The sequence below is a fragment of the Enterobacter cloacae complex sp. 277I4 genome (genome assembly GCF_050031465.1).
Lineage (GTDB): Bacteria > Pseudomonadota > Gammaproteobacteria > Enterobacterales > Enterobacteriaceae > Enterobacter > Enterobacter cloacae.
Genome location: NZ_JBLGWC010000001.1, coordinates 3,643,835 through 3,666,998, shown reverse-complemented (window position 1 = coordinate 3,666,998; position 23,164 = coordinate 3,643,835). Strand labels below are relative to the sequence as shown.

Annotated in this window: 18 protein-coding genes; 12 read left to right on the top strand and 6 right to left on the bottom strand. The window is 56.8% G+C overall.

The window, feature by feature from the left end:
* Window positions 1-80 precede the first annotated feature (80 nt).
* Both acrD and narQ read right to left on the bottom strand, forming a co-directional pair.
* Window positions 81-3,194 (bottom strand): multidrug efflux RND transporter permease AcrD, encoded by a 3,114-nt coding sequence (gene acrD, locus ACQG19_RS17865; protein WP_246931975.1) that lies wholly within the window; start codon window positions 3,192-3,194, stop codon window positions 81-83.
* Window positions 3,195-3,340: 146 nt separating this feature from the next.
* Entirely contained in the window at window positions 3,341-5,029 is a 1,689-nt protein-coding gene (narQ, locus tag ACQG19_RS17860) for a nitrate/nitrite two-component system sensor histidine kinase NarQ (protein ID WP_058679511.1), read from the bottom strand.
* A 152-nt stretch (window positions 5,030-5,181) separates the two neighbouring features.
* Between narQ and aegA the strand changes: the two genes are divergently transcribed.
* The 3 genes from aegA to ACQG19_RS17845 all read left to right on the top strand — a co-directional run bounded on the left by aegA (window position 5,182) and on the right by ACQG19_RS17845 (window position 8,968).
* A complete protein-coding gene (aegA, locus tag ACQG19_RS17855) occupies window positions 5,182-7,158 on the top strand; it encodes a formate-dependent uric acid utilization protein AegA (RefSeq protein WP_281506464.1) in 1,977 nt (658 codons plus the stop codon).
* Between the two features lie 67 nt (window positions 7,159-7,225).
* Entirely contained in the window at window positions 7,226-7,819 is a 594-nt protein-coding gene (nudK, locus tag ACQG19_RS17850; protein ID WP_023620399.1) for a GDP-mannose pyrophosphatase NudK, read from the top strand.
* Window positions 7,820-7,924: 105 nt separating this feature from the next.
* Window positions 7,925-8,968: a DUF1176 domain-containing protein gene (locus ACQG19_RS17845; RefSeq protein ID WP_020689967.1), complete on the top strand. Its 1,044-nt coding sequence runs from the start codon at window positions 7,925-7,927 to the stop codon at window positions 8,966-8,968.
* A gap of 42 nt (window positions 8,969-9,010) precedes the next feature.
* Here the strand turns inward: ACQG19_RS17845 and tkt are convergent, their stop codons facing one another.
* Together tkt and tal are read right to left on the bottom strand one after the other, a co-directional pair.
* Window positions 9,011-10,999, bottom strand: coding sequence for a transketolase (gene tkt, locus ACQG19_RS17840; protein ID WP_222168722.1), 1,989 nt, complete (start codon window positions 10,997-10,999; stop codon window positions 9,011-9,013).
* 19 nt (window positions 11,000-11,018) lie between these two features.
* Complete coding sequence (gene tal / locus ACQG19_RS17835) at window positions 11,019-11,969, bottom strand: transaldolase (RefSeq protein ID WP_013098213.1); 951 nt, start codon at window positions 11,967-11,969, stop codon at window positions 11,019-11,021.
* 246 nt (window positions 11,970-12,215) lie between these two features.
* Between tal and maeB the strand changes: the two genes are divergently transcribed.
* Complete coding sequence (gene maeB, locus ACQG19_RS17830; protein WP_058679513.1) at window positions 12,216-14,495, top strand: NADP-dependent oxaloacetate-decarboxylating malate dehydrogenase; 2,280 nt, start codon at window positions 12,216-12,218, stop codon at window positions 14,493-14,495.
* A gap of 107 nt (window positions 14,496-14,602) precedes the next feature.
* Here the strand turns inward: maeB and hemF are convergent, their stop codons facing one another.
* Together hemF and amiA are read right to left on the bottom strand one after the other, a co-directional pair.
* Window positions 14,603-15,502 (bottom strand): oxygen-dependent coproporphyrinogen oxidase, encoded by a 900-nt coding sequence (gene hemF, locus ACQG19_RS17825; protein WP_038420320.1) that lies wholly within the window; start codon window positions 15,500-15,502, stop codon window positions 14,603-14,605.
* Complete coding sequence (amiA, locus tag ACQG19_RS17820; protein WP_013098210.1) at window positions 15,502-16,377, bottom strand: N-acetylmuramoyl-L-alanine amidase AmiA; 876 nt, start codon at window positions 16,375-16,377, stop codon at window positions 15,502-15,504. The genes hemF and amiA overlap by 1 nt, the downstream gene beginning before the upstream one ends.
* A gap of 212 nt (window positions 16,378-16,589) precedes the next feature.
* On the opposite strand from amiA, the gene ACQG19_RS17815 reads away from it, so the two are divergent.
* The 8 genes from ACQG19_RS17815 to cysA all read left to right on the top strand — a co-directional run bounded on the left by ACQG19_RS17815 (window position 16,590) and on the right by cysA (window position 23,060).
* Window positions 16,590-17,015, top strand: a complete 426-nt coding sequence (locus tag ACQG19_RS17815) for a GNAT family acetyltransferase (protein ID WP_014832842.1) — start codon at window positions 16,590-16,592, stop codon at window positions 17,013-17,015.
* Entirely contained in the window at window positions 17,002-17,451 is a 450-nt protein-coding gene (locus ACQG19_RS17810; RefSeq protein ID WP_014832841.1) for a DUF2919 domain-containing protein, read from the top strand. Before ACQG19_RS17815 ends, ACQG19_RS17810 begins: the two co-directional genes overlap by 14 nt.
* Before the next feature lie 63 nt (window positions 17,452-17,514).
* The gene (locus ACQG19_RS17805; protein WP_013098207.1) at window positions 17,515-18,090 is read left to right on the top strand and encodes an RpoE-regulated lipoprotein; all 576 of its coding nucleotides are present in this window, start codon (window positions 17,515-17,517) and stop codon (window positions 18,088-18,090) included.
* 92 nt (window positions 18,091-18,182) lie between these two features.
* On the top strand, window positions 18,183-19,082 hold the full coding sequence (locus tag ACQG19_RS17800; RefSeq protein ID WP_013098206.1) for a Dyp-type peroxidase: 900 nt from the start codon (window positions 18,183-18,185) through the stop codon (window positions 19,080-19,082).
* Between the two features lie 172 nt (window positions 19,083-19,254).
* Entirely contained in the window at window positions 19,255-20,268 is a 1,014-nt protein-coding gene (gene cysP, locus ACQG19_RS17795; RefSeq protein ID WP_426725966.1) for a thiosulfate/sulfate ABC transporter substrate-binding protein CysP, read from the top strand.
* Window positions 20,268-21,101, top strand: a complete 834-nt coding sequence (gene cysT, locus ACQG19_RS17790; protein ID WP_013098204.1) for a sulfate/thiosulfate ABC transporter permease CysT — start codon at window positions 20,268-20,270, stop codon at window positions 21,099-21,101. Before cysP ends, cysT begins: the two co-directional genes overlap by 1 nt.
* Window positions 21,101-21,976 (top strand): sulfate/thiosulfate ABC transporter permease CysW, encoded by an 876-nt coding sequence (gene cysW, locus ACQG19_RS17785; protein WP_013098203.1) that lies wholly within the window; start codon window positions 21,101-21,103, stop codon window positions 21,974-21,976. Before cysT ends, cysW begins: the two co-directional genes overlap by 1 nt.
* A complete protein-coding gene (cysA, locus tag ACQG19_RS17780) occupies window positions 21,966-23,060 on the top strand; it encodes a sulfate/thiosulfate ABC transporter ATP-binding protein CysA (protein ID WP_013098202.1) in 1,095 nt (364 codons plus the stop codon). Before cysW ends, cysA begins: the two co-directional genes overlap by 11 nt.
* Window positions 23,061-23,164 lie beyond the last annotated feature (104 nt).

Here is a 23,164-nt window from a genome sequence, read left to right as displayed (position 1 = left end):
ATAAGTAAAATAACCATAGTGTGAATTAATCACACAGTAAAAAGGCGGCCTACTGAGCCGCCTTTTTTATTTTCACTATCTTATTCAGGCCGTTCCCTGAGCGGGAAGCGGCGACGCACCAGCACGAAGAACAGCGGCACAAAATAAATGGCCAGGATCGTGGCTGAAATCATTCCTCCCATGACGCCTGTACCTACCGCATGCTGGCTGCTGGAGCCTGCACCTGAGCTGGTTGCCATTGGTAACACCCCGAAGACAAACGCCAGCGAGGTCATCAGGATTGGACGTAAGCGCTGACGGCAGGCATGCAGCGTGGAAGCCATCAGCTCATGGCCTTTCGCATTCATCTCATTGGCAAACTCAACAATCAGGATGGCGTTTTTCGCCGACAACCCAATCACGGTGAGCAGCCCCACCTGAAAGTAAACGTCGTTCTCCAGACCGCGCATCCAGGTGGCGAGCAGCGCGCCGATCACGCCAAGCGGCACCACCAGCATGACCGAGAACGGGACTGACCAGCTTTCATACAGCGCCGCAAGACAGAGGAAGACCACCAGCAGCGAAAGCGCGTAAAGCGCGGGAGCCTGCGCCCCGGAGAGCCGCTCCTGATAAGACATGGCCGTCCACTGCAGACCAAAGCCAGCGGGCAGCTGTTGCACCAGCTTTTCCATGGTGTCCATCGCCGTACCGGTGCTGACGCCCGGCGCGGCTTCACCGACGATCTCAACGGCGGAATAGCCGTTATAGCGCTCCAGACGCGGAGAACCGCTCTCCCAGTGCGAGGAGGCGAAGGCGGAGAACGGCACCATGCCGCCCGCATTGTTGCGGACATACCAGCGGTTAATATCGTCCGGCAGCATGCGGTATGGCGCGGCGGATTGCACATACACTTTTTTAACGCGACCGCGATCCATAAAGTCATTCACATAGCTTGAACCCCACGCCGTTTGCAGGGTGTCGTTAATATCGTCGATGGAAACGCCCAGCGCCTGCGCCTTACGCTGATCAATATCGACCTGCAGCTGTGGGCTGTCATCCAGACCGTTGTGACGGACGCGGGTCAGACCCGGATCTTTACCGGCCAGCTCTAACAGCTTGTCGCGTGCCGCCATCAGCGCCGTGTGGCCCGCACCGGCATGGTCCTGCAACTCCATGTCAAACCCGGCAGAACTGCCGAGACCGCTGATAGCCGGTGGGCTGCTGGCAAAAACGCGAGCCTCTTTGATACGGGAGAAGGCTTTGGTCGCGCGTTCGATAATGGCAAACGAGGTGCCCGTTTTCGTATCGCGTGCGTCCCAGTCTTTCAGGCGCACAAACATACGTGCAACGTTCTGCCCGTTCCCGCCCGGGCCGGAGCCGACGGTGGAGAAGACCGACACCACGTTATCTTTCTCTTTGGTAAAGAAGTACTGCTCCACCTTCTGAACTACCTTCAGCGTTTGCTGCTGCGTTGACCCGCTCGGGAGCTGCACCGAAGTGATGAACATCCCCCGGTCTTCCTGCGGCAGGAACGAAGTCGGCAGATGCAGGAACAGCCACACCATACCGCCCAGCAGCACAACATAAATCATCATCCAGCGCAGGCTGCGGTGCAGCACCTTGCCGACGGCGGTTTCATAACGCGCAGCACTGCGGTTGAACATGCGGTTAAACCAGCCAAAGAAGCCCTTCTGACCGTGCTGCTCCCCTTTATGTAGCGGCTTGAGGAGGGTGGCGCAGAGGGCAGGCGTGAGGATCAACGCCACCAGCACCGAGAGCACCATTGCGGAGACGATGGTGATTGAAAACTGACGATAAATGGCGCCGGTTGTGCCGCCGAAAAACGCCATCGGGATAAAGACCGCCGAGAGCACCATCGCGATGCCAACTAACGCCCCCTGAATTTGTCCCATCGATTTACGCGTGGCCTGACGCGGGGAAAGCCCTTCCTCGCTCATGATGCGCTCGACGTTTTCGACCACCACGATGGCATCGTCCACAAGCAGGCCAATCGCCAGCACCATTGCAAACATCGTCAGGGTGTTAATGCTGTAACCAAACGCGTAAAGCACCGCGAAGGTACCCAGCAGCACCACCGGAACGGCAATGGTCGGGATCAGCGTTGCGCGGAAGTTTTGCAGGAACAGGTACATGACCAGGAAGACCAGCGCGATCGCTTCCAGCAGCGTTTTCACCACATCTTCAATAGAGGCTTTAACGAAGGAGGTGGTTTCGTAGGCGACTTTATATTCCAGCCCGTGGGGAAAATAGTGCGACAGCTCATCCAGACGATCCAGCACCAGCTGCGCGGTGGCCATTTCATTGGCCCCGGAGGCCAGTTTTACCCCCAGACCGGAGGCCGGGTTACCGTTAAAGCGGCTGAGATAATCATATTTCTCTGCCCCCATTTCTACCGTGGCGACATCGCCCAGGCGGACCTCTGAACCATCCTGATTTACGCGCAGGGTAATGTTGCGAAACTGCTCCGGGGTCTGAAGCAGCGACTGTGAGTTAATGGTGGCATTCAACGCTTGTTTATCGACAGAGGGCGTTCCCCCCAGTTGTCCCACCGCAATCTGGGCGTTCTGGGATTTAATGGCATCCGTCACGTCGGTTGCCGTCATCTGGAAGCTGTTCAGCTTATTCGGATCAAGCCAGATACGCATTGAATACTGAGAGCCGTAAGCATCGATATCACCGACGCCGTTAATACGGCTGAGGGGATCCTGAATATTACTGGCGACGTAGTCCGCAATGTCCTGCTTATCCATGGAACCGTCGGTAGAGACAAACGCAATAGTCAGGATGTTGGTGTCACCGGTTTTACGTACGGTAACCCCCTGATTCTGCACCGCCTGAGGCAGTTTACGCATCGCCGACTGCAGCTGGTTTTGCACCTGCTGTACGGCTTCGTCTGGATCCGTACCGGCGGTAAAGCTCAGGGTGACGGTCGCCTGGCCCGTGGCGCTACTCTGCGAGGACATGTACATCAGGTTATCCAGACCCGTCATGTTCTGCTCGATAACCTGCGTGACGGTATTTTCCAGCGTTTGTGCTGAAGCTCCGGGGTAGTTTGCCGTGACGCGCACGTTTGGTGGTGCCAGGTCGGGATATTGCTCAACAGGAAGTGAAGTAATGGCCAGGACACCTGTCAGACATAACAGTATGGCAAGTACCCAGGCAAAAATGGGGCGATCGATAAAAAAATTCGCCATGAAAATGAGACCTCGTTTTGCTGCACGTCATTATTGTTTATTGCCCGCATCACTTTAGCGGCAAGACGAAGACCAAACGTGGAGAAATAAAGGAGATAGTGTAAATTATCATGCGCTTTTCTCTGCGCTTCACCTTTTACCGTTATTTACCTCCCGGCCCCGTTTGTCGGGAAGATCACGCTCACCAGCGTCCCCCCGTTTTGCGGCTGGGAAAAGTGCAGCGTTCCGCCAAGTCTCGCCGCCCGTTCGCGCATAATATTCAGCCCGTAATGCCCCGGTGGCTCGCTGGCTTCGCCAATCCCGATACCGTTATCGCGAATGCTGACGCTGTGGGTGCCGTCAGCAGACGTCACGCAGCTGACGGTTATCTCGCTGGCCTGGGCGTGCTTCATCGCATTCAACACCGCTTCACGCACGATCTGCAGCAAATGCACCTGTTTCTGGGCATCCAGCGCCAGCGAGGAGAGGCGGCAGTCGAGGTGCAGCTTTGCCTGCGTCTGGCTCTGTAACCCGTCCAGTGACTCCTGTAGGGCCGCGGGCAGATTGGCGTGGTTAAGCGTCAGGCGGAAGGTGGTAAGCAGCTCGCGCAATTGATGCCAGGCGTTGTTAAGCTCGCGGGAAAAGTCGGTGATAATGGTCTGCGCCGGGGCATTCTCCTGCGGGATAGCGCGTTTCAGCAGCGCCAGCTGAATACGTAAATACGACAGTACCTGCGCCAGGGAATCGTGCAGCTCGCGGGCGATCGTCGCGCGCTCTTCCATCAGCAGCAACTGCTGGTAGTGCTTTTGCGCCTGGTTGAAATACAGTCCGCGTCCGAGCATTGTCGCCACGCTTTCCATCAGCGGCAGAGGAACGTGGCCCGTCTCGCTTTGCCAGCGTAATTCCCCGTACAGGGTATCCTGCATCAGCACGGGCAGCGTTTGGACAGGGCTCCCGTTTGATTCGATACCCTCACTGAGCCGCCAGTCGTCGCTGGTGCGCAACTCCAGGTAGTTCATCTGCGTGTACTCATGCACTATCTGCAAAATATGCCGGAAACAGTGGCTGTCTATCTGGCCGGTATTCAGTGCCTGAGAGCATTTAAACAGCATCTCGAGTTGCTGATGCGCCTCATTCAGATGCTGCGTCTTTTCCGCTACGGAGTGTTCAAGCGAGCGATACAGTGTATGCAGCTCGGCAGACATGTGGTTGAACGCCCGGGAAAGTTGGCCCAGTTCGTTTGGCAGCGCGGTATCCGGTGCAGGCGTATCGAATTGCCCCCGCTCAATGCGCTCGCTGGCCGCCACCAGATTATTCAGCGGTAACACCACCTGGCGGCGGATGCGTCGCAGGGTAAAGATCGTCAGGATCAGGATGCCCATCCCGCCCGCCAGGGAGATCAGAATCACCGCCCGGATTTTATGTTCGGTGTAGTGCTGAAGGGCGAGCACAAAGGCGTCAATCCGGCCGACAAAGTCTTCAATGTGGGCCTGATACCACCCGATATCGCCGCGAGCGATGTGGTTGTCCATCTCCTGCCATGCCAGATGCAGCTGCTGATAGCGCGCCTTAACATCGTCCGGCACGTACCAGCGGCTCAGCTTCTGTAGCGCAGGGGCGCTCAGCGTCTGCTGCCAGCTCTCGCGATGCGCCGCCAGGGCATCGCTGTTGCGTTGCATCTCATAGCCCAGACGGTAGCTCTGCATTCGCAGGGAACCGGCAATATTGATGGCTTCTGCATCCCGCTGGCTGCTGGCAAGCGTGAACAGTGCGACGGTGCTGGTCAGAACGGACAGCACGATAATGGAAATGAAAGCCCGAGCCAGGCTTCCGGAAACGGGTCGTTTAACGGTCACAGAACAGCTTCCTGAAAAAAATTGATCTGCCACAGGTTCACTGGAGATAGTTCGGCTTCCTGGGCATTTGTACATTGCCTGATAGCGCCGCCGTGGGTAAATACAATATTCCTATAAAGAATAAGGTTATTGAACCAAAAACAGGTGTCGTTATGAATCGTTTTATTATGGCCAACAGCCAGCAGTGTATAGGGTGCCGTGCCTGCGAAGTGGCCTGCGTGATGGCGCACAACGATGAACAACACGTGCTGAGCGAACGCCATTTTCATCCCCGCATCACTGTCCTGAAATCTGGCGCGAAGAGCACGCCTGTAACCTGCCACCATTGCGAAAATGCGCCCTGCGCGCAGAGCTGCCCTAACGGGGCCATCAGCAAATGCGATGACAGCGTACAGGTGAATCAACAAAAATGCATTGGCTGTAAAGCCTGCGTGGTTGCCTGTCCGTTCGGCACGATGGAGATCGTTGTTACGCCTCTCGACAAGGGCAACGTAAAAGCCTCGGCGCATAAATGCGATCTTTGCCACACGCGCCCACAGGGCCCGGCCTGCATCGAAAATTGTCCGGCACAGGTGCTTACCCTGGCGACGCCCGCCGTACTGAATAACCTGGCGAAAACCCGCCGCCAGCGCACCGCCCGTCAGGAGGCGCAGCCCTGGCACGGCGAGGCGGTAAGGCCAGACCTGCCGCACACCCGCTTTGAGCAGATGAGAAACACACCGCGACGCGGGGAGCCGGATAAACTCGCCGCGAGTGCACGCGTCAGCCATTTTCAGGAGATCTACCTGCCGTTTCGGGCAGAGCAGGCCGCGCGTGAGGCATCGCGCTGCCTGAAGTGCGGCGAACACAGCATTTGTGAATGGACCTGTCCGCTGCACAACCATATCCCCCAGTGGATTGAACGCGTTAAAGCGGGGGATATCGCCGGGGCGGTTGAGCTTTCACACCAGACCAACTGTTTACCTGAAATTACCGGCCGCGTCTGCCCGCAGGACCGATTATGTGAAGGCGCCTGTACCGTGCGTGATATCTCAGGCGCGGTGACCATTGGCAACATCGAGCGCTATATCTCTGACCAGGCGCTGGCGATGGGCTGGAAGCCGGATCTGAGCGGCGTGACGCCGGTTGATAAACGTGTGGCGGTGATCGGCGCGGGGCCTGCGGGGCTTGCCTGTGCCGACGTGCTGGCGCGCAGCGGTGTCAGCGTCACGGTCTATGACCGGCACCCGGAGATTGGCGGCTTGCTGACGTTTGGTATCCCGGCCTTTAAGCTCGATAAATCGCTGCTCGCACGGCGCAGGGAGATATTCACGGCCATGGGGATCCAGTTCGTTCTGAACTGCGACGTCGGACAGGATGTGCCGCTGTCACAGCTGCAACGCGAATACGATGCACTGTTTATTGGTGTGGGAACCTATCGTTCCATGAAAGCGGGTATCGCACATGAAGATGCGCCCGGCGTCTATGACGCGTTACCTTTCCTGGTGGCAAACACCCGCCACGTGATGGGGCTTGAGGCAACAACCAAAGAGCCATTTATCGATACCCGGGGGCTGAACGTGGTGGTGCTCGGCGGGGGCGATACCGCCATGGACTGTGTCCGCACCGCGTTACGTCACGGTGCGGCGAAGGTAACCTGCGCCTACCGCCGGGATGAAGCCAATATGCCGGGCTCGAAAAAAGAGGTGAAGAATGCGAAGGAAGAGGGCGCCGCGTTTGAGTTTAACGTTCAGCCCGTGGAGTTAACTCTGGCACCTGACGGACAGGTCAACGGCATTCGCATGCTGCGTACCGAACTCGGCGAACCGGATGCTCAGGGCCGTCGTCGGCCGGTACCGATAGCGGGGAGCGAATTTGTGATGCCTGCGGATGCGGTGATCATGGCATTTGGTTTCAATCCACACGAGATGCCGTGGCTGCAGGCGCAGGGCGTGGAGACGGATAGCTGGGGACGAATTATCGCCTCGGTGGAGAGCCGCTATCGCTATCAGACCTCTAACCCGCAAATTTTCGCAGGCGGTGACGCCGTACGCGGCGCAGATTTAGTGGTCACCGCCATGGCGGAAGGGCGACATGCTGCGCAGGGTATCCTCGACTGGCTGGGCGTCAGCGCGTTAAAAACGCATTAAATCGGGTGGGCGACAAAGCGGGGTTCACGGCGTAATATAGGCAGACTCATTGTGTCGTGGAGCCCGTATGACCCTGAAAATTGACGTTATCAAAGACAAAATCCTTTCTGATAATTACTTTGTCCTGCGTAACATCACCTATGATTTAACGCGTAATAACGGGGACGTGATCCGCCACAAACGTGAGGTTTACGACCGCGGCAATGGGGCAACCATTCTGCTTTATAACCGTGAAAAGCAGAGCGTGGTGCTGATCCGCCAGTTCAGGGTGGCGACGTGGGTCAATGGCAATCCGGACGGACGGCTGATTGAAACCTGCGCAGGTCTGCTGGATGACGATGAGCCGGAAGTGTGTATCCGCAAAGAAGCCATCGAGGAGACGGGCTTTGAAGTGGGTGAGGTTAAAAAAGTTTTCGAACTGTTTATGTCACCCGGCGGCGTGACGGAAATCGTCCATTTCTTTATTGCCGAATACAGCGATGCGCATCGTATCCATCAGGGCGGTGGGGTGGAAGATGAAGATATCGAGGTGCTGGAGATACCGTTTGTCCAGGCGCTGGCGATGATCCGTTCCGGGGAAATTAAAGATGGTAAAGCTGTAATATTACTGCAGTATTTACAAACAACCGGGCTGATGGATCCCTCTTTCGAACGGATGTAGTTTGTTTTTCGGATAAATCTATCCGATAAATCCGATTGAGCAACCCCGGCGGGAACACGAAGATACTGCCCAGTTAAGCGTTTTCGTTCCGGGATTGTGCCATTCATGCGCTACTGCGTTTTTATTTTTTTCCTGATTTGTGTGCTCCCCGCACCGCGGGTGTGGGCTGCGCCTGCACAGCAATCATTCTCAGACTGGCAGGTGACCTGCAATAACCAGAATTTTTGCCTGGCACGCAACACCGGTGAACACCGTGGTCTGGTGATGACGCTTAGCCGCAGCGCTGGCGCGAAAACCGATGCCTCGTTACGTATTGATCTCGGCGGTCTTTCAGACCCGTCTGTCAAAGAGCCTGCAATTGCGCCGCGCCTGCTGCTTGATGGGGTGCCCGTGACGCTGGAGCGCCAGCACTGGCAGTTAACGCCGTGGCATCTGAAAACGGACGATGCTGCGACCATCACTGCATTTCTTAAGCATATCCAGGAAGGGAAAGCGCTAACCCTGCGTGATGGCAAGCAGGCGATCTCCCTCAGTGGCCTGAAAGCGGCGCTGTTGTTTATCGATGCGCAGCAAAAGCGCGTCGGCAGTGAAACCGCCTGGATTAAAAAAGGTGACGATCCGCCGTTAAGCGTGCCGCCCGCACCGGCCCTGAAAAAGGTGGCGGTTGTGAATCCCACCCCGACACCGCTCTCCCACAGCGAACTGAACGATCTGCTGGATTATGGTACCTGGCGGATGAATAACAGCCAGTGCTCGCTCGACCCCAACCGTCGGGAAGTGCGCGTCACTGCGCTTACCGATGACAAAGCGCTGCTGATCGTCAGTTGCGAAGCGGGGGCGTATAACACCGTCGATCTGGCCTGGCTGGTATCACGTAAAAAACCGTTTTCTTCCCGTAGCGTCAGGCTGCGTCTGCCGTTTACGCCGTCCAGCGGCAGCAGTGAAATGGAGTTAATGAACGCTCGCTTTGATGAGAAAACGCGTGAGTTGACCACCCTGGCGTTAGGGCGGGGGATTGCCGACTGCGGTATCCAGACGCGCTGGCGCTTTGACGGCCAGCGCTTCCGTCTGGTGCGTTATGCCGAGGAGCCCAGCTGCGATAACTGGAATGGGCCAGATGCCTGGCCCACGTTGTGGATCACACGCTAGTTTTGCCCGGTAAGCGTAGCGTCACCGGGCACGCAGGCCGCACTAAAGCACGCTTAACGCCTTCTCAACGACGTTCTCAACGGTAAAACCGAAATACGGGAACAGCTTGTCGGCCGGCGCCGATTCACCGTATCCCCGCATGCCGACAATGGCCCCTTTCAGCCCGACATATTTGTACCAGTAGTCGGCAATGCCCGCCTCAACTGCCACGCGGGCCGTCACGCTGGATGGCAGGACCGATTCACGATACGCCTCATCCTGCGCGTCAAAGATGTCGGTTGAAGGCAGGGAAACCACGCGCACCGCGTGACCTTCGGCAGTCAACTTCTCCGCCGCTTTGACAGTGATCTCCACCTCGGAACCGGTGGCAATCAGGATCACATCCGGCTTGCCGCCGCTGTCCTTCAGAATGTAACCGCCGCGGGCAATGTCTTTCACCTGCTCCGGCGTGCGTTCAATCTGCGCCAGGTTCTGACGTGACAGGATCAGCGCCGTCGGTCCGTTATGGCGCTCTACTGCCAGCTTCCAGCCCACCGCGGCCTCAACCTGATCGCACGGACGCCAGGTGCTGAAGTTTGGCGTCAGGCGCAGGCTCGCCAGTTGTTCAACGGCCTGGTGGGTTGGCCCGTCTTCCCCAAGCCCGATGGAGTCATGGGTGTAAACCATAATCTGCCGCGCTTTCATCAGAGCCGCCATGCGTGCGGCGTTACGGGCGTATTCCACAAACATCAGGAATGTGGCGGTGTAGGGGACAAATCCCCCGTGATGAGCGATACCGTTGGCAATGGCGGTCATGCCGAACTCGCGTACGCCATAGTGAATATAGTTTCCGGCGATATCCTCTTTCAGCGATGTCGAGCCAGACCAGATGGTCAGGTTGCTGGGGGCCAGATCCGCCGAGCCGCCCAGCAGTTCAGGCAGGATTGGGCCAATCGCATTCAGGGTGTTTTGCGATGCCTTACGGGTGGCGATTTTGGCCGGGTTAGATTGCAGGTTTTCAATCAGCGCCTGCGTTTTCTCTTCCCAGCCCTCCGGTAGCCCTCCGCTCATGCGGCGGGTGAATTCGGCCGCCAGCTCCGGGTAGGCCTTTTTGTAGGCGGCAAATTTCTCGTTCCAGGCGTGCTGGGCCTTTTCACCCTCTTCACGGGCATCCCATGCGCGGTAAATCTCTTTCGGAATTTCGAACGGCGGATATTTCCAGCCCAGTTTCTGCCGGGTCAGCGCCACTTCCTCATCACCCAGCGCCGCACCGTGCGCCTCTTCTTTACCTGCTTTGTTCGGCGAACCAAAGCCGATAACCGTGCGGCAAATAATCAGCGACGGTTTGTCCTTCACGCTTTGCGCTTCCTGAATCGCTTTTTTCACCGCCTCGGGATCGTGGCCGTCAATTTCATGCACCACATGCCAGTGGTAGGCCTCAAACCGTTTTGCCGTGTCGTCGGTAAACCAGCCCTCGGTTTCCCCGTCTATGGAGATGCCGTTGTGGTCATAGAAGCCAATCAGCTTGCCCAGCCCCAGCGTGCCCGCGAGCGAACAGACCTCATGGGAGATCCCCTCCATCAGACAACCGTCACCCATAAAGACGTACGTGTAGTGATCGACGATGTCATGCCCCGGCTGGTTAAACTGCGCACCCAGCGTGCGTTCCGCGATGGCCAGCCCAACGGCGTTGGCTAAACCCTGTCCCAGCGGCCCGGTGGTGGTTTCCACCCCTGGCGTATAACCAATCTCCGGGTGGCCGGGGGTTTTCGAATGCAGCTGGCGGAAGTTTTTCAGCTCTTCGAGCGGCAGATCGTAGCCGGACAAATGCAGCAGGCTGTAGAGCAGCATCGACGCGTGGCCGTTAGAGAGAATAAAACGGTCGCGATCGTACCAGGTGGGGTCGTTAGGGTTGTGCTTCAGGAAGTCATTCCACAACACTTCGGCAATATCTGCCATGCCCATTGGTGCGCCAGGGTGGCCGGAATTGGCTTTTTGCACGGCATCCATGCTGAGGGCGCGAATGGCATTGGCTAACTCTTTACGGGACATAGTTCACTCCGTGGCAAGGTTAAAGTTTGGCGGCGAGAAGATCTTCAAGTTTGCGCTGGTCGACGGCGAACTGGCGGATGCCGTCCGCCAGTTTTTCCACGGCCATTGGGTCCTGATTGTGCTCCCAGCGGAATTCCGCTTCGGTCATGGCTTTCGGTTTGGGCAGTACGGTGGAGGTCGGCACCAGTTTACGGATCACCGTCTCTTCTTTGTCCTGCAGCTTTTTCAGCAGGTCAGGGGAGATGGTCAGGCGGTCACACCCTGCCAGCGCCAGGATCTGCTCGGTGCGGCGGAAGCTGGCCCCCATTACGATGGTTTCGTAGCGGTGCTGCTTGTAATAGTCGTAGATATTACGTACCGACTTCACGCCCGGGTCTTCTTCTACCACGTACGGATCCATCGGCTGTTTTGCCTGATACCAGTCGTAGATGCGCCCGACGAACGGTGAGATCAGGAATACGCCCGCTTCGGCACAGGCGCGCGCCTGTGCAAACGAGAACAGCAGCGTCAGGTTGCAGTGGATCCCCTCTTTTTCCAGCACTTCCGCCGCGCGGATGCCTTCCCAGGTGGAGGCGAGCTTAATCAGAATGCGTGATTTGTCGATCCCCTGCTCCTGGTAGAGTTCGACGAGGCGGCGGGCTTTATTGATGCTCTTCTCTTTATCGAAAGAGAGGCGGGCGTCGACTTCGGTGGAGACGCGCCCCGGGATGCTTTTCAGAATTTCCGCACCGAAATTAACCGCCAGCTTGTCACTGGCTTCGGCAACCTGTTGTTCCTGGGTTTTGCCGCGCTGTTTGCCATAGGCAATGGCGTCATCAATCAGATGACTAAAATGGGAAAGCCCTGCCGCTTTGAGCAGCAACGACGGGTTGGTGGTTGCGTCTTCAGGCTGGTAGTGCCGAATCGACTCGATATCGCCGCTGTCTGCAACCACGGTAGTGAATTGTTTGATGCCGTCAAGTTGGTTCATAAGTCATGACTCCTTGAAAATAAAAGCGTTAGACGAGTGCGTTAGTTCACACTTCTGGAAAAATCATGATGGACTTAACAAAAAAGCATAGCAGACGGGGGAGGCATTGCTTTTGAGACGGGTAACATGGCTGTTATAAATTGATAACAATTTTTAATGTGTGATGGTGAGAGTTTGGCAGCCTTCAAAGTTTATGCGGCAGCCTGCGGCGATACTATCTGACCGATACGTAAAAGGAATAACAAGATGGACGATCAGTTAAAACAGAGTGCCCTCGATTTTCACGAGTTTCCTGTCCCGGGTAAAATTCAGGTCTCCCCGACAAAACCGCTGGCAACCCAGCGCGACCTGGCGCTGGCCTACTCGCCGGGCGTGGCGGCACCGTGTCTCGAAATTGAAAAAGATCCGCTCGCCGCTTACAAATATACCGCGCGCGGCAACCTGGTCGCCGTGATCTCTAACGGTACGGCGGTGCTGGGCCTGGGCAACATTGGTGCGCTGGCCGGTAAGCCTGTGATGGAAGGGAAGGGCGTTCTGTTCAAGAAATTCGCCGGTATCGACGTGTTTGATATCGAAGTGGACGAACATGATCCCGATAAATTCATCAACGTCGTGGCGGCGCTGGAGCCGACCTTTGGCGGTATTAACCTCGAAGACATCAAAGCGCCGGAATGTTTCTACATTGAGCAGAAACTGCGTGAACGTATGAACATTCCCGTGTTCCATGATGACCAGCACGGGACGGCGATTATCAGCACCGCCGCCATTCTTAACGGCCTGCGCGTGGTGGAGAAAAATCTTTCTGACGTGCGCATGGTAGTTTCCGGCGCGGGTGCGGCGGCCATTGCCTGTATGAACCTGCTGGTGGCGCTCGGGATGCAGAAACACAACATTGTGGTCTGCGACTCCAAAGGCGTGATCTACAAAGACCGCGAACCGAACATGGCGGAAACCAAAGCAGCCTACGCGGTGGACGACGACGGCAAGCGTACGCTTGAGGATGTCATTGACGGCGCGGATATCTTCCTGGGCTGTTCAGGCCCGAAAGTGCTGACCCAGGAGATGGTGAAGAAGATGGCGCGTGCGCCAATGATTCTGGCGCTGGCGAACCCCGAGCCGGAAATCCTGCCGCCGCTGGCGAAAGCGGTGCGTGAAGATGCCATCATCTGTACCGGTCGCTCCGACTACCCGAACCAGGTAAACAACGTGCTCTGCTTCCCGTTCATCTTCCGTGGGGCGCTGGACGTAGGCGCGACGGCCATTAACGAAGAGATGAAGCTCGCGGCGGTGCACGCCATTGCGGAACTGGCACACGCCGAGCAGAGCGAAGTGGTTGCTTCAGCCTATGGCGATCAGGATCTGAGCTTTGGCCCGGACTACATCATTCCAAAACCGTTCGACCCGCGTCTGATTGTCAAAATCGCGCCAGCGGTTGCGAAAGCGGCGATGGACTCTGGCGTGGCGACGCGCCCGATAACCGATTTCGATGCTTACGTGGATAAGCTCACCGAGTTTGTCTACAAAACTAACCTGTTTATGAAGCCGATTTTCTCTCAGGCTCGTGCCGACGCGAAGCGGGTGGTGCTGGCGGAAGGGGAAGAGGCGCGCGTGCTCCATGCCACGCAGGAGCTGATCACTTTAGGGCTGGCGAAGCCGATCCTGATTGGCCGTCCGAGCGTTATCGAGATGCGTATCCAGAAGCTGGGCCTGCAGATCAAACCGGGCGTTGATTTTGAGATCGTCAACAATGAATCCGACCCGCGCTTTAAAGAGTACTGGAGCGAATACTACGCGATCATGAAACGTCGCGGGATCACTCAGGAGCAGGCGCAGCGGGCGGTGATCAGCAACACCACGGTGATTGGCGCAATCATGGTTCATCGCGGCGAGGCGGATGCGCTGATCTGCGGCACCATCGGTGATTACCACGAGCACTTCAGCGTGGTGCAGGAGATCTTCGGCTATCGCGAAGGTGTGCACACGGCCGGTGCGATGAACGCGCTGCTGCTGCCAAGCGGTAACACCTTTATCGCCGATACCTACGTCAACGACGATCCAACCCCGGACGAGCTGGCGGAGATCACCGTGATGGCGGCTGAAACCGTGCGTCGCTTTGGTATCGAACCGAAGGTGGCGCTGCTGTCGCACTCTAACTTCGGCTCCTCTAAATCTGCGGCGGCCTGCAAAATGCGACAGACGCTGGAGCTGGTTCGCGAGCGCGCACCGGAGCTGATGATTGACGGTGAGATGCACGGCGACGCCGCGCTGGTGGAGAGCATCCGCAATGAACGTATGCCAGACAGCCCGCTGAAAGGCTCAGCGAATATCCTGATTATGCCAAACGTGGAAGCGGCGCGTATCAGCTACAACCTGCTGCGCGTCTCGAGCTCTGAAGGGGTGACCGTGGGGCCGGTGCTGATGGGGGTGGCAAAACCGGTGCATGTGTTAACGCCAATTGCCTCTGTACGCCGTATCGTGAATATGGTGGCGCTGGCGGTGGTTGAGGCGCAGACGCAGCCGCTGTAATTAACCCCGCCCTTCACCCTAACCCTATCCCCATAGGGGAGAGGGGACTGTTCCGAGCCATCTTTTCGACCCTCGCCCCTTTGGGGAGAGGGCCGGGGTGAGGGGGGTTAAACCCAGTCCCGAACCTTAATAAACTCACTCAAGGCAGCCTCCGGGCTGCCTTCTTTTGGCTCGTAGCAGTACTCCCAGCGCACCAGCGGCGGCATTGACATCAGAATCGACTCCGTGCGCCCGCCGGTTTGCAGGCCAAACAGCGTCCCGCGATCCCACACCAGGTTAAACTCCACGTAGCGCCCGCGACGGTAAAGCTGGAACTCGCGTTCGCGCACGCCGTAGTCGGTGTTTTTACGCCGTTCAACAATGGGCAGATAAGCGTCGGTATAGCCTTCGCCCACCGCACGCATAAAGCTGAACGCGGTATCAAAATCAGGCGTGTTCAGATCGTCAAAGAACAGCCCGCCAATGCCGCGCTGTTCGTCGCGGTGTTTGAGGTAAAAGTAGTCGTCGCACCACTTTTTGTATTTCGGGTAAACGTCTTCGCCAAACGGCAGGCAGAGATCGCGTGCGGTCGTATGCCAGTGCACGGCATCCTCTTCAAAGCCGTAGTAGGGGGTCATGTCGAAACCACCCCCAAACCACCAGACCGGATCGGCCCCCGGTTTTTCCGCAATGAAAAAACGCACGTTGGCGTGGCTGGTTGGCACAAACGGGTTGTGCGGGTGTACCACCAGCGAAACGCCCATCGCCTGGAAGCTGCGGCCTGCCAGTTCAGGACGATGCGCCGTTGCAGAAGCGGGCATGGCCTCCCCGTAAACGTGGGAAAAATTGACGCCCGCCTGTTCAAAGATACCGCCGTTTCGCAACACACGGCTACGCCCGCCGCCGCCGGCCTCGCGCTGCCAGTTATCTTCCTGAAAATTACCGCCGTCTGCAGCGGCCAGTTTCTGGCAAATCTCATCCTGCAACTGCAGCAGGAAGGTTTTTACCCGCTTTGCATTCGGTTTCATTAACGTTTCCTGGAGTGCGCTTTTTGATTATCGAACCAGTTAAAGTAACTGATGATGCCGGAGGCGATGGCATTGGCGATCTTCTGACGAAACGCCGCGGTACCAAGCAGACGCTCTTCTTCCGGGTTAGTAATGAAAGAGGTCTCCACCAACACGGACGGAATCGACGGTGATTTCAGCACCACGAACGCGGCCTGCTCCGTGCTCTTGCTGTGCAGACGGTGCACCGGCTTAATCCGTTTGAGGATATGCGAGCCCAGCGTCAGACTGTTTTTGATGGTATCGGTCTGCACGAGGTCGAACAGCACCTGCTGTAACAGGTGATCTTTATCGGTGGCCTTCTTCCCAGCGACTTCATCCGCACGGTTTTCACGGTCGGAGAGATATTTCGCCATGGCGCTACTGGCGCCGCGATTGGAGAGGGCAAATACCGACGCGCCCGCAGCGGAAGGGTTTGTAAAGCCATCCGCGTGAATGGACATAAAGAGATCGGCACCATGCTTATGGGCAATTTCCACGCGGTCATACAGCGGAATAAAGGTGTCGCCCGTGCGCGTCAGGCGGGCGTCAATGCCGTTGCTGCGTAAAATCGATCGCACATTTTTTGCAATTGCCAGCACGACGTGTTTTTCTTTTGACCCGTTTTTGCCAATGGCGCCGGTATCAATGCCGCCGTGACCCGGGTCGAGCATGACCAGACGCTTCGCGCCTGGTTTTTTGGCTTTGGGTTTGCTGTGTCCGTTACTGGTTTTAAGCGTGCTCTCTTCTTTTGCCTGAGCCTGCTGTGCGATGCCCGTTAACGTTAAGGCCGCCAGCCCCGCTTTGAGAACCTGACGACGCGATGTGAGTGCTTTTAATGGTTTGAATGTGCTCATGCGGCCTGAATAGTAAAAATTGCGGTCCTGGTGTTATATCGTATCGCGTTTAGCGTTACGACAGTCCTTATTGAGAATTGTTTTACTTTTCATTTCAATACGTGACAAAGTGACATTATGCCAAATTTTGGCGAGATTTTCCCCGGTTATTGGCTAAATGCCCTGTTCGCGCCATAATCACTGTTTTTAAACCCGAAAAGGCGGTTAATACCATGGAGATACGCGTTTTTCGCCAGGAAGATTTCGAAGAGGTGATCACCCTTTGGGAGCGCTGCGATTTGCTGCGTCCGTGGAACGATCCAGAGATGGACATTGAGCGTAAGCTGAATCACGACGTCAGTCTGTTTCTGGTGGCGGAAGTGAACGGCGAAGTGGTGGGCACGGTGATGGGCGGTTACGACGGCCATCGCGGCTCTGCTTATTATCTGGGCGTTCACCCGGAATACCGGGGGCGCGGCATTGCCAATGCGCTGCTCAATCGTCTTGAGAAAAAACTGATCGCTCGCGGTTGTCCAAAAATTCAGATCATGGTGCGCGAAGATAACGACGTGGTGCTGGGCATGTATGAACGTCTGGGCTATGAACACGCTGACGTGCTGAGCTTAGGTAAGCGTCTGATCGAAGATGAAGAGTATTGAGATCCACCCGGCAGATTACGACGCGCAGGGGCGTGTCAGGCTGCCTTTCTTATTCTGGTGCGTACTGCTGCTGCAGGCCCGCACCTGGGTGCTGTTTGTCATGGCCGCCGCGTCCCGCGGGCAGGGCGATACATTACTGACGCTCTTTTATCCCGATCACGACGCCTTTTGGCTCGGCCTGTTACCGGGCGTACCGGCGGTGGTGACGTTTTTGTGCAGCGGCCGACGACAGGCGATCCCACGGCTTTGGCGTGCGCTTCGCTGGCTGCTGATCCTGGCCCAGATTGCGCTGCTCTGCTGGCAGCCTGTGCTCTGGTGGTACGGTGAACCGCTTACGGGCATCGGCATTGCGCTGGTGGTTGCCGATATCGTGGCTCTGCTGTGGCTGCTGACTAACCCCCGCTTACGCGCCTGTTTTACGCATGAGTCAGATTAACGCGGCACTTTTTGCCGATGCTGCACTCCAACAAGCGTTGATTTAACACGTAAGGACGTTTCAATGAAATCGCTGCGTTTACTTTTATGCGCTCTCCCGCTGGCGTTAACCGGCTGTTCAACGCTCTCCTCCATTAACTGGTCGGCCGCTTATCCGTGGAACTGGTTTGGCTCTTCGCTGGAAGTGACCGAGCAGGGCGTGGGCAACATTACCGCCGCGACGGCGCTGGATCAGGACGCGCTTCAGGCGGCCCTGAGCAGCGACTATCGTCTGCGCAGCGGCATGAAAACTGAAAACGGCACTATCGTGCGTTACTTCGAAGCGCTGAAAGGAGACAAACTGGCGCTGGTGATTAACGGCGATAAAGGCACGGTAAACCGTATTGCCGTGCTGGACGATGCCATCCCGACGGCGAGCGGCGTGAAGGTTGGTACGCCGTTTAGCGATCTCTATAAACAGGCTTTCGGCAATTGCGCCAGCGCGCCTTCAGACGATGGCGTGGCGGTGCAATGTAAAGCACCGGACAGCCAGCACATCAGCTACCTCTTTACCGGAACCTGGAGCGGCCCTGAAGGCTTAATGCCGTCTGACGACACGCTGAAAAACTGGAAAGTGAGCAAAATTATCTGGCAGCAGTAATTTGCGCCTGAACAATCCGTCTCGCTGAAATCCGGGTATAATACCCGCCATCAATGCCACGTTGTCGTGGCATCTTTATTTCAGGAGGAGCGATGTCTCAGGTTCAGAGTGGCATTTTGCCAGAACATTGCCGCGCGGCGATTTGGATTGAAGCCAATGTGAAAGGGGATGTGGATGCCCTGCGTGCGGCCAGCAAAGTGTTTGTGGATAAACTGGCCACCTTCCAGGCCAAATTCCCGGATGCCCATCTGGGCGCTGTGGTGGCCTTTGGCAATAACGTCTGGCGTCAGCTGAGCGGCGGTGAAGGGGCGGAAGAGCTCAAAGACTTTATCCCTTACGGCAAAGGTCTGGCACCGGCAACCCAGTACGACGTGTTGATCCATATTCTCTCTCTGCGCCACGACGTAAACTTCTCCGTTGCTCAGGCGGCGGTAGCGGCGTTTGGTGACAGCATTGACGTTCAGGAAGAAGTCCACGGTTTCCGCTGGGTGGAAGAGCGCGACCTGAGCGGCTTTGTCGACGGGACGGAAAACCCGGCAGGTGAAGAGACGCGCCGTGAAGTGGCGGTCATCAAGGATGGCGTGGATGCCGGCGGCAGCTACGTATTTGTTCAGCGCTGGGAGCATAACCTTAAGCAGCTTAACCGCATGAGTGTTCAGGACCAGGAGATGATGATTGGCCGTACCAAAGAGGCCAACGAAGAGATCGACGGCGATGTACGCCCGGTGACCTCTCACCTGAGCCGCGTTGACCTCAAGGAAGACGGTAAAGGGCTGAAGATTGTTCGCCAGAGCCTGCCGTATGGCACCGCAAGCGGAACCCATGGCCTTTATTTCTGCGCCTACTGCGCGCGTCTGTACAATATTGAGCAACAGCTGCTGAGCATGTTCGGCGATACCGACGGCAAGCGTGACGCCATGCTGCGCTTCACCAAACCGGTCACCGGCGGCTACTACTTCGCACCATCCATTGAGCGTCTGCTGGCGCTGTAATTCCCTTCCTCCCTCTCCCTTTGGGAGAGGGTTGGGGTGAGGACAACAGGCCACACCCTTATTCCCTTTTCTGCTTGTAAATCACCAAACGGTATATAAAACCGTTACTCCTTTCGACCTCGTTATAAATATTATGACAATAAGATAGTCATCACATTTATAAGGGTGCGCAATGGCCGTTACTGTACTGAAAAAAGGATCCCTGGCACTGGCAGGTTTACTGCTGGTGGCACAGGCGCAGGCGACTGAGCTGCTGAACAGTTCATATGACGTCTCCCGCGAGCTGTTTGCCGCCCTTAACCCGCCGTTTGAGCAGCAGTGGGCGAAAGACAATAACGGCGACAAGCTGACCATTAAACAGTCTCACGCCGGTTCGTCCAAACAGGCGCTGGCGATCCTCCAGGGGCTTAAAGCGGACGTGGTGACCTATAACCAGGTGACCGATGTGCAGATCCTGCATGACAAAGGCAAGCTCATCCCGGCCGACTGGCAGAGCCGTCTACCAAACAACAGTTCGCCGTTCTACTCCACCATGGGCTTCCTGGTGCGTAAAGGCAATCCGAAGAATATCCACGACTGGAGCGATCTGGTTCGTTCTGACGTAAAGCTGATTTTCCCGAACCCTAAAACTTCCGGTAATGCGCATTATACCTATCTGGCGGCGTGGGGTGCAGCGGACAAAGCAGACGGTAACGATAAAGCCAAAACCGAGCAGTTCATGACCCAGTTCCTGAAAAACGTCGAAGTGTTTGATACCGGCGGTCGCGGAGCAACCACGACTTTCGCAGAACGCGGTCTGGGCGATGTGCTGATTAGCTTTGAATCGGAAGTGAACAACATCCGCAAACAGTATGAAGCGCAGGGCTTTGAAGTCGTTATCCCGAAAACCAACATCCTGGCCGAGTTCCCGGTGGCGTGGGTGGATAAAAACGTGCAGGCAAACGGCACTGAGAAAGCGGCAAAAGCCTATCTCAACTACCTGTACAGCCCACAGGCGCAGACCATCATTACTGATTACTACTATCGCGTGAACAACCCTGACGTGATGAACAAACTGAAAGATAAATTCCCCCAGACCGCGCTGTTCCGCGTGGAGGATCATTTCGGCTCCTGGCCTGAGGTGATGAAAACGCATTTTGCCAGCGGCGGTGAATTAGACAAATTGCTGGCGGCGGGGCGTAAGTAATGTTTGCCCTCTCGACTAAACGCGTGCTGCCGGGGTTTACCTTAAGCCTCGGAACCAGCCTGCTGTTCGTCTGCCTGATTTTGTTGTTGCCGCTCAGCGCGCTGGTGATGCAGCTTGCGCAGATGAGCTGGTCCCAGTACTGGGAAGTGGTCACCAACCCACAGGTCGTTGCGGCCTATAAAGTGACGCTGCTGTCGGCGTTTGTGGCCTCGCTTTTTAACGGCGTGTTTGGCCTGCTGATGGCGTGGATTTTAACCCGCTATCGTTTTCCGGGCCGCACGCTGCTCGACGCGTTAATGGATTTACCGTTTGCACTGCCGACGGCCGTTGCCGGTTTGACGCTGGCGTCACTTTTCTCTGTAAACGGTCTGTACGGCGAGTGGCTGGCGAAATTTGACATCAAAGTGACCTATACCTGGCTCGGTATCGCGGTGGCGATGGCCTTTACCAGCATTCCGTTCGTGGTACGTACCGTACAGCCGGTGCTGGAAGAGTTAGGCCCGGAATATGAAGAAGCGGCAGAAACGCTGGGGGCTACGCGCTGGCAGAGCTTCCGTAAAGTTGTCCTGCCTGAGCTTTCCCCGGCGCTGATGGCGGGAGTGGCGCTGTCGTTTACCCGTAGCCTCGGCGAGTTCGGTGCGGTCATTTTTATCGCCGGTAATATTGCGTGGAAAACGGAAGTGACGTCGCTGATGATTTTTATCCGTTTGCAGGAGTTTGATTACCCGGCAGCGAGCGCCATTGCCTCGGTCATTCTTGCCGCATCGTTGCTGCTGCTCTACACAATCAACACTCTGCAAAGTCGCTTTGGTCGACGTGTGGTAGGTCACTGATGGCGGAAGTTACTCAATTGAAGCGATACGATGCGCCCCGCATCAACTGGGGTAAATGGTTTTTGATTGGTACGGGCGTGCTGGTTTCTGCTCTCATCCTCGTGGTACCGACAATCTATATTTTCGTGCAGGCGTTCAGCAAAGGGATTATGCCCGCGCTGGAAAACCTGGCGGACCCGGATATGCTGCACGCCATTTGGCTGACGGTGCTGATTGCGCTGATCACCGTGCCGGTCAACCTGGTATTCGGTACGCTGCTGGCCTGGCTGGTGACGCGCTTTACCTTCCCGGGGCGTCAGATGCTGCTGACGCTGCTGGATATCCCGTTCGCCGTCTCACCGGTGGTGGCGGGTCTGGTTTACCTGCTCTTTTACGGCTCTAACGGCCCGCTCGGTGGCTGGCTGGATGAGCACAACCTGCAGGTGATGTTTGCCTGGCCGGGTATGGTGCTGGTGACTATCTTTGTAACCTGTCCGTTTGTGGTACGCGAACTGGTACCGGTGATGTTAAGCCAGGGGAGCAACGAAGACGAAGCGGCTGTGCTGCTGGGCGCGTCAGGCTGGCAGATGTTCCGCCGCGTCACGCTGCCGAATATTCGCTGGGCACTGCTCTATGGGGTGGTGCTGACCAACGCCCGCGCAATTGGCGAGTTTGGGGCGGTGTCGGTTGTATCCGGTTCCATTCGAGGTGAAACCCTGTCGCTGCCGTTACAGATTGAACTGCTGCAGCAGGACTATAACACCATCGGCTCCTTTACCGCCGCAGCGTTGCTGACGCTGATGGCTATTTTGACCCTGTTTTTGAAGAGTGTGGTGCAGTGGCGTTTAGAAAATCAGGAAAAACGTCAGCATCAGGAGGGAAATCATGAGCATTGAGATTGCCAATATTAAGAAGTCTTTTGGTCGCACCCAGGTGCTGAATGATATCTCGCTGGATATCCCTTCCGGACAAATGGTGGCGCTGCTGGGGCCGTCTGGCTCGGGTAAAACCACGCTGCTGCGTATCATCGCCGGTCTTGAACATCAGACCAGCGGACATATCCGTTTTCACGGCACCGACGTGAGCCGCCTGCATGCCCGCGATCGTAAAGTCGGCTTCGTGTTCCAGCATTACGCGCTGTTTCGCCACATGACGGTGTTCGACAACATTGCGTTTGGCCTGACCGTGCTGCCGCGTCGCGAACGCCCGGATGCGGCAACCATCAAAGCGAAAGTGACCAAACTGCTGGAAATGGTGCAGCTGGCCCACCTGGCTGACCGTTTCCCGGCGCAGCTTTCGGGCGGCCAGAAACAGCGTGTCGCACTGGCGCGCGCGCTGGCCGTGGAGCCACAAATACTGCTGCTTGATGAGCCGTTTGGCGCGCTGGATGCGCAGGTGCGTAAAGAGCTGCGCCGCTGGCTGCGTCAGCTGCATGAAGAGCTGAAGTTCACCAGCGTCTTCGTCACCCACGACCAGGAAGAGGCGATGGAAGTCGCGGACCGCGTGGTGGTCATGAGCCAGGGGAACATCGAGCAGGTGGACGAGCCAGAGCAGCTCTGGCGTGAACCTGCCACCCGTTTTGTCCTGGAGTTTATGGGCGAAGTTAACCGTCTGCAGGGCACCGTACGCGGCGGACAATTCCACGTCGGGGCACACCGCTGGCCGCTGGGATACACGCCTGCCCATCAGGGGCCGGTGGATCTGTTCCTGCGCCCGTGGGAAGTGGATGTCAGCCGTCGTACCAGCTTGGATTCACCGCTGCCGGTGCAGGTACTGGAAGCTAGCCCTAAAGGTCACTACACACAAATGGTGGTACAACCGCTGGGCTGGTATACCGAGCCGCTGACGGTGGTGATGCGCGATGAAGAGGCGCCACACCGGGGTGAACGCCTGTTTGTGGGGTTGCAGCATGCCCGTATTTATCACGGTAACCAGCGCATCGAGACGCGCGAGGATATTGCTCTGGCGGAGTCAGCCTGATAGGTTATTAGGATGTTTATCGCCCGGTGGCGCTGCGCTGACCGGGCCTACAGCTAAAACTGCGTCTTGTAGGCCGGGTAAGCGAAGCGCCACCCGGCTTTTTT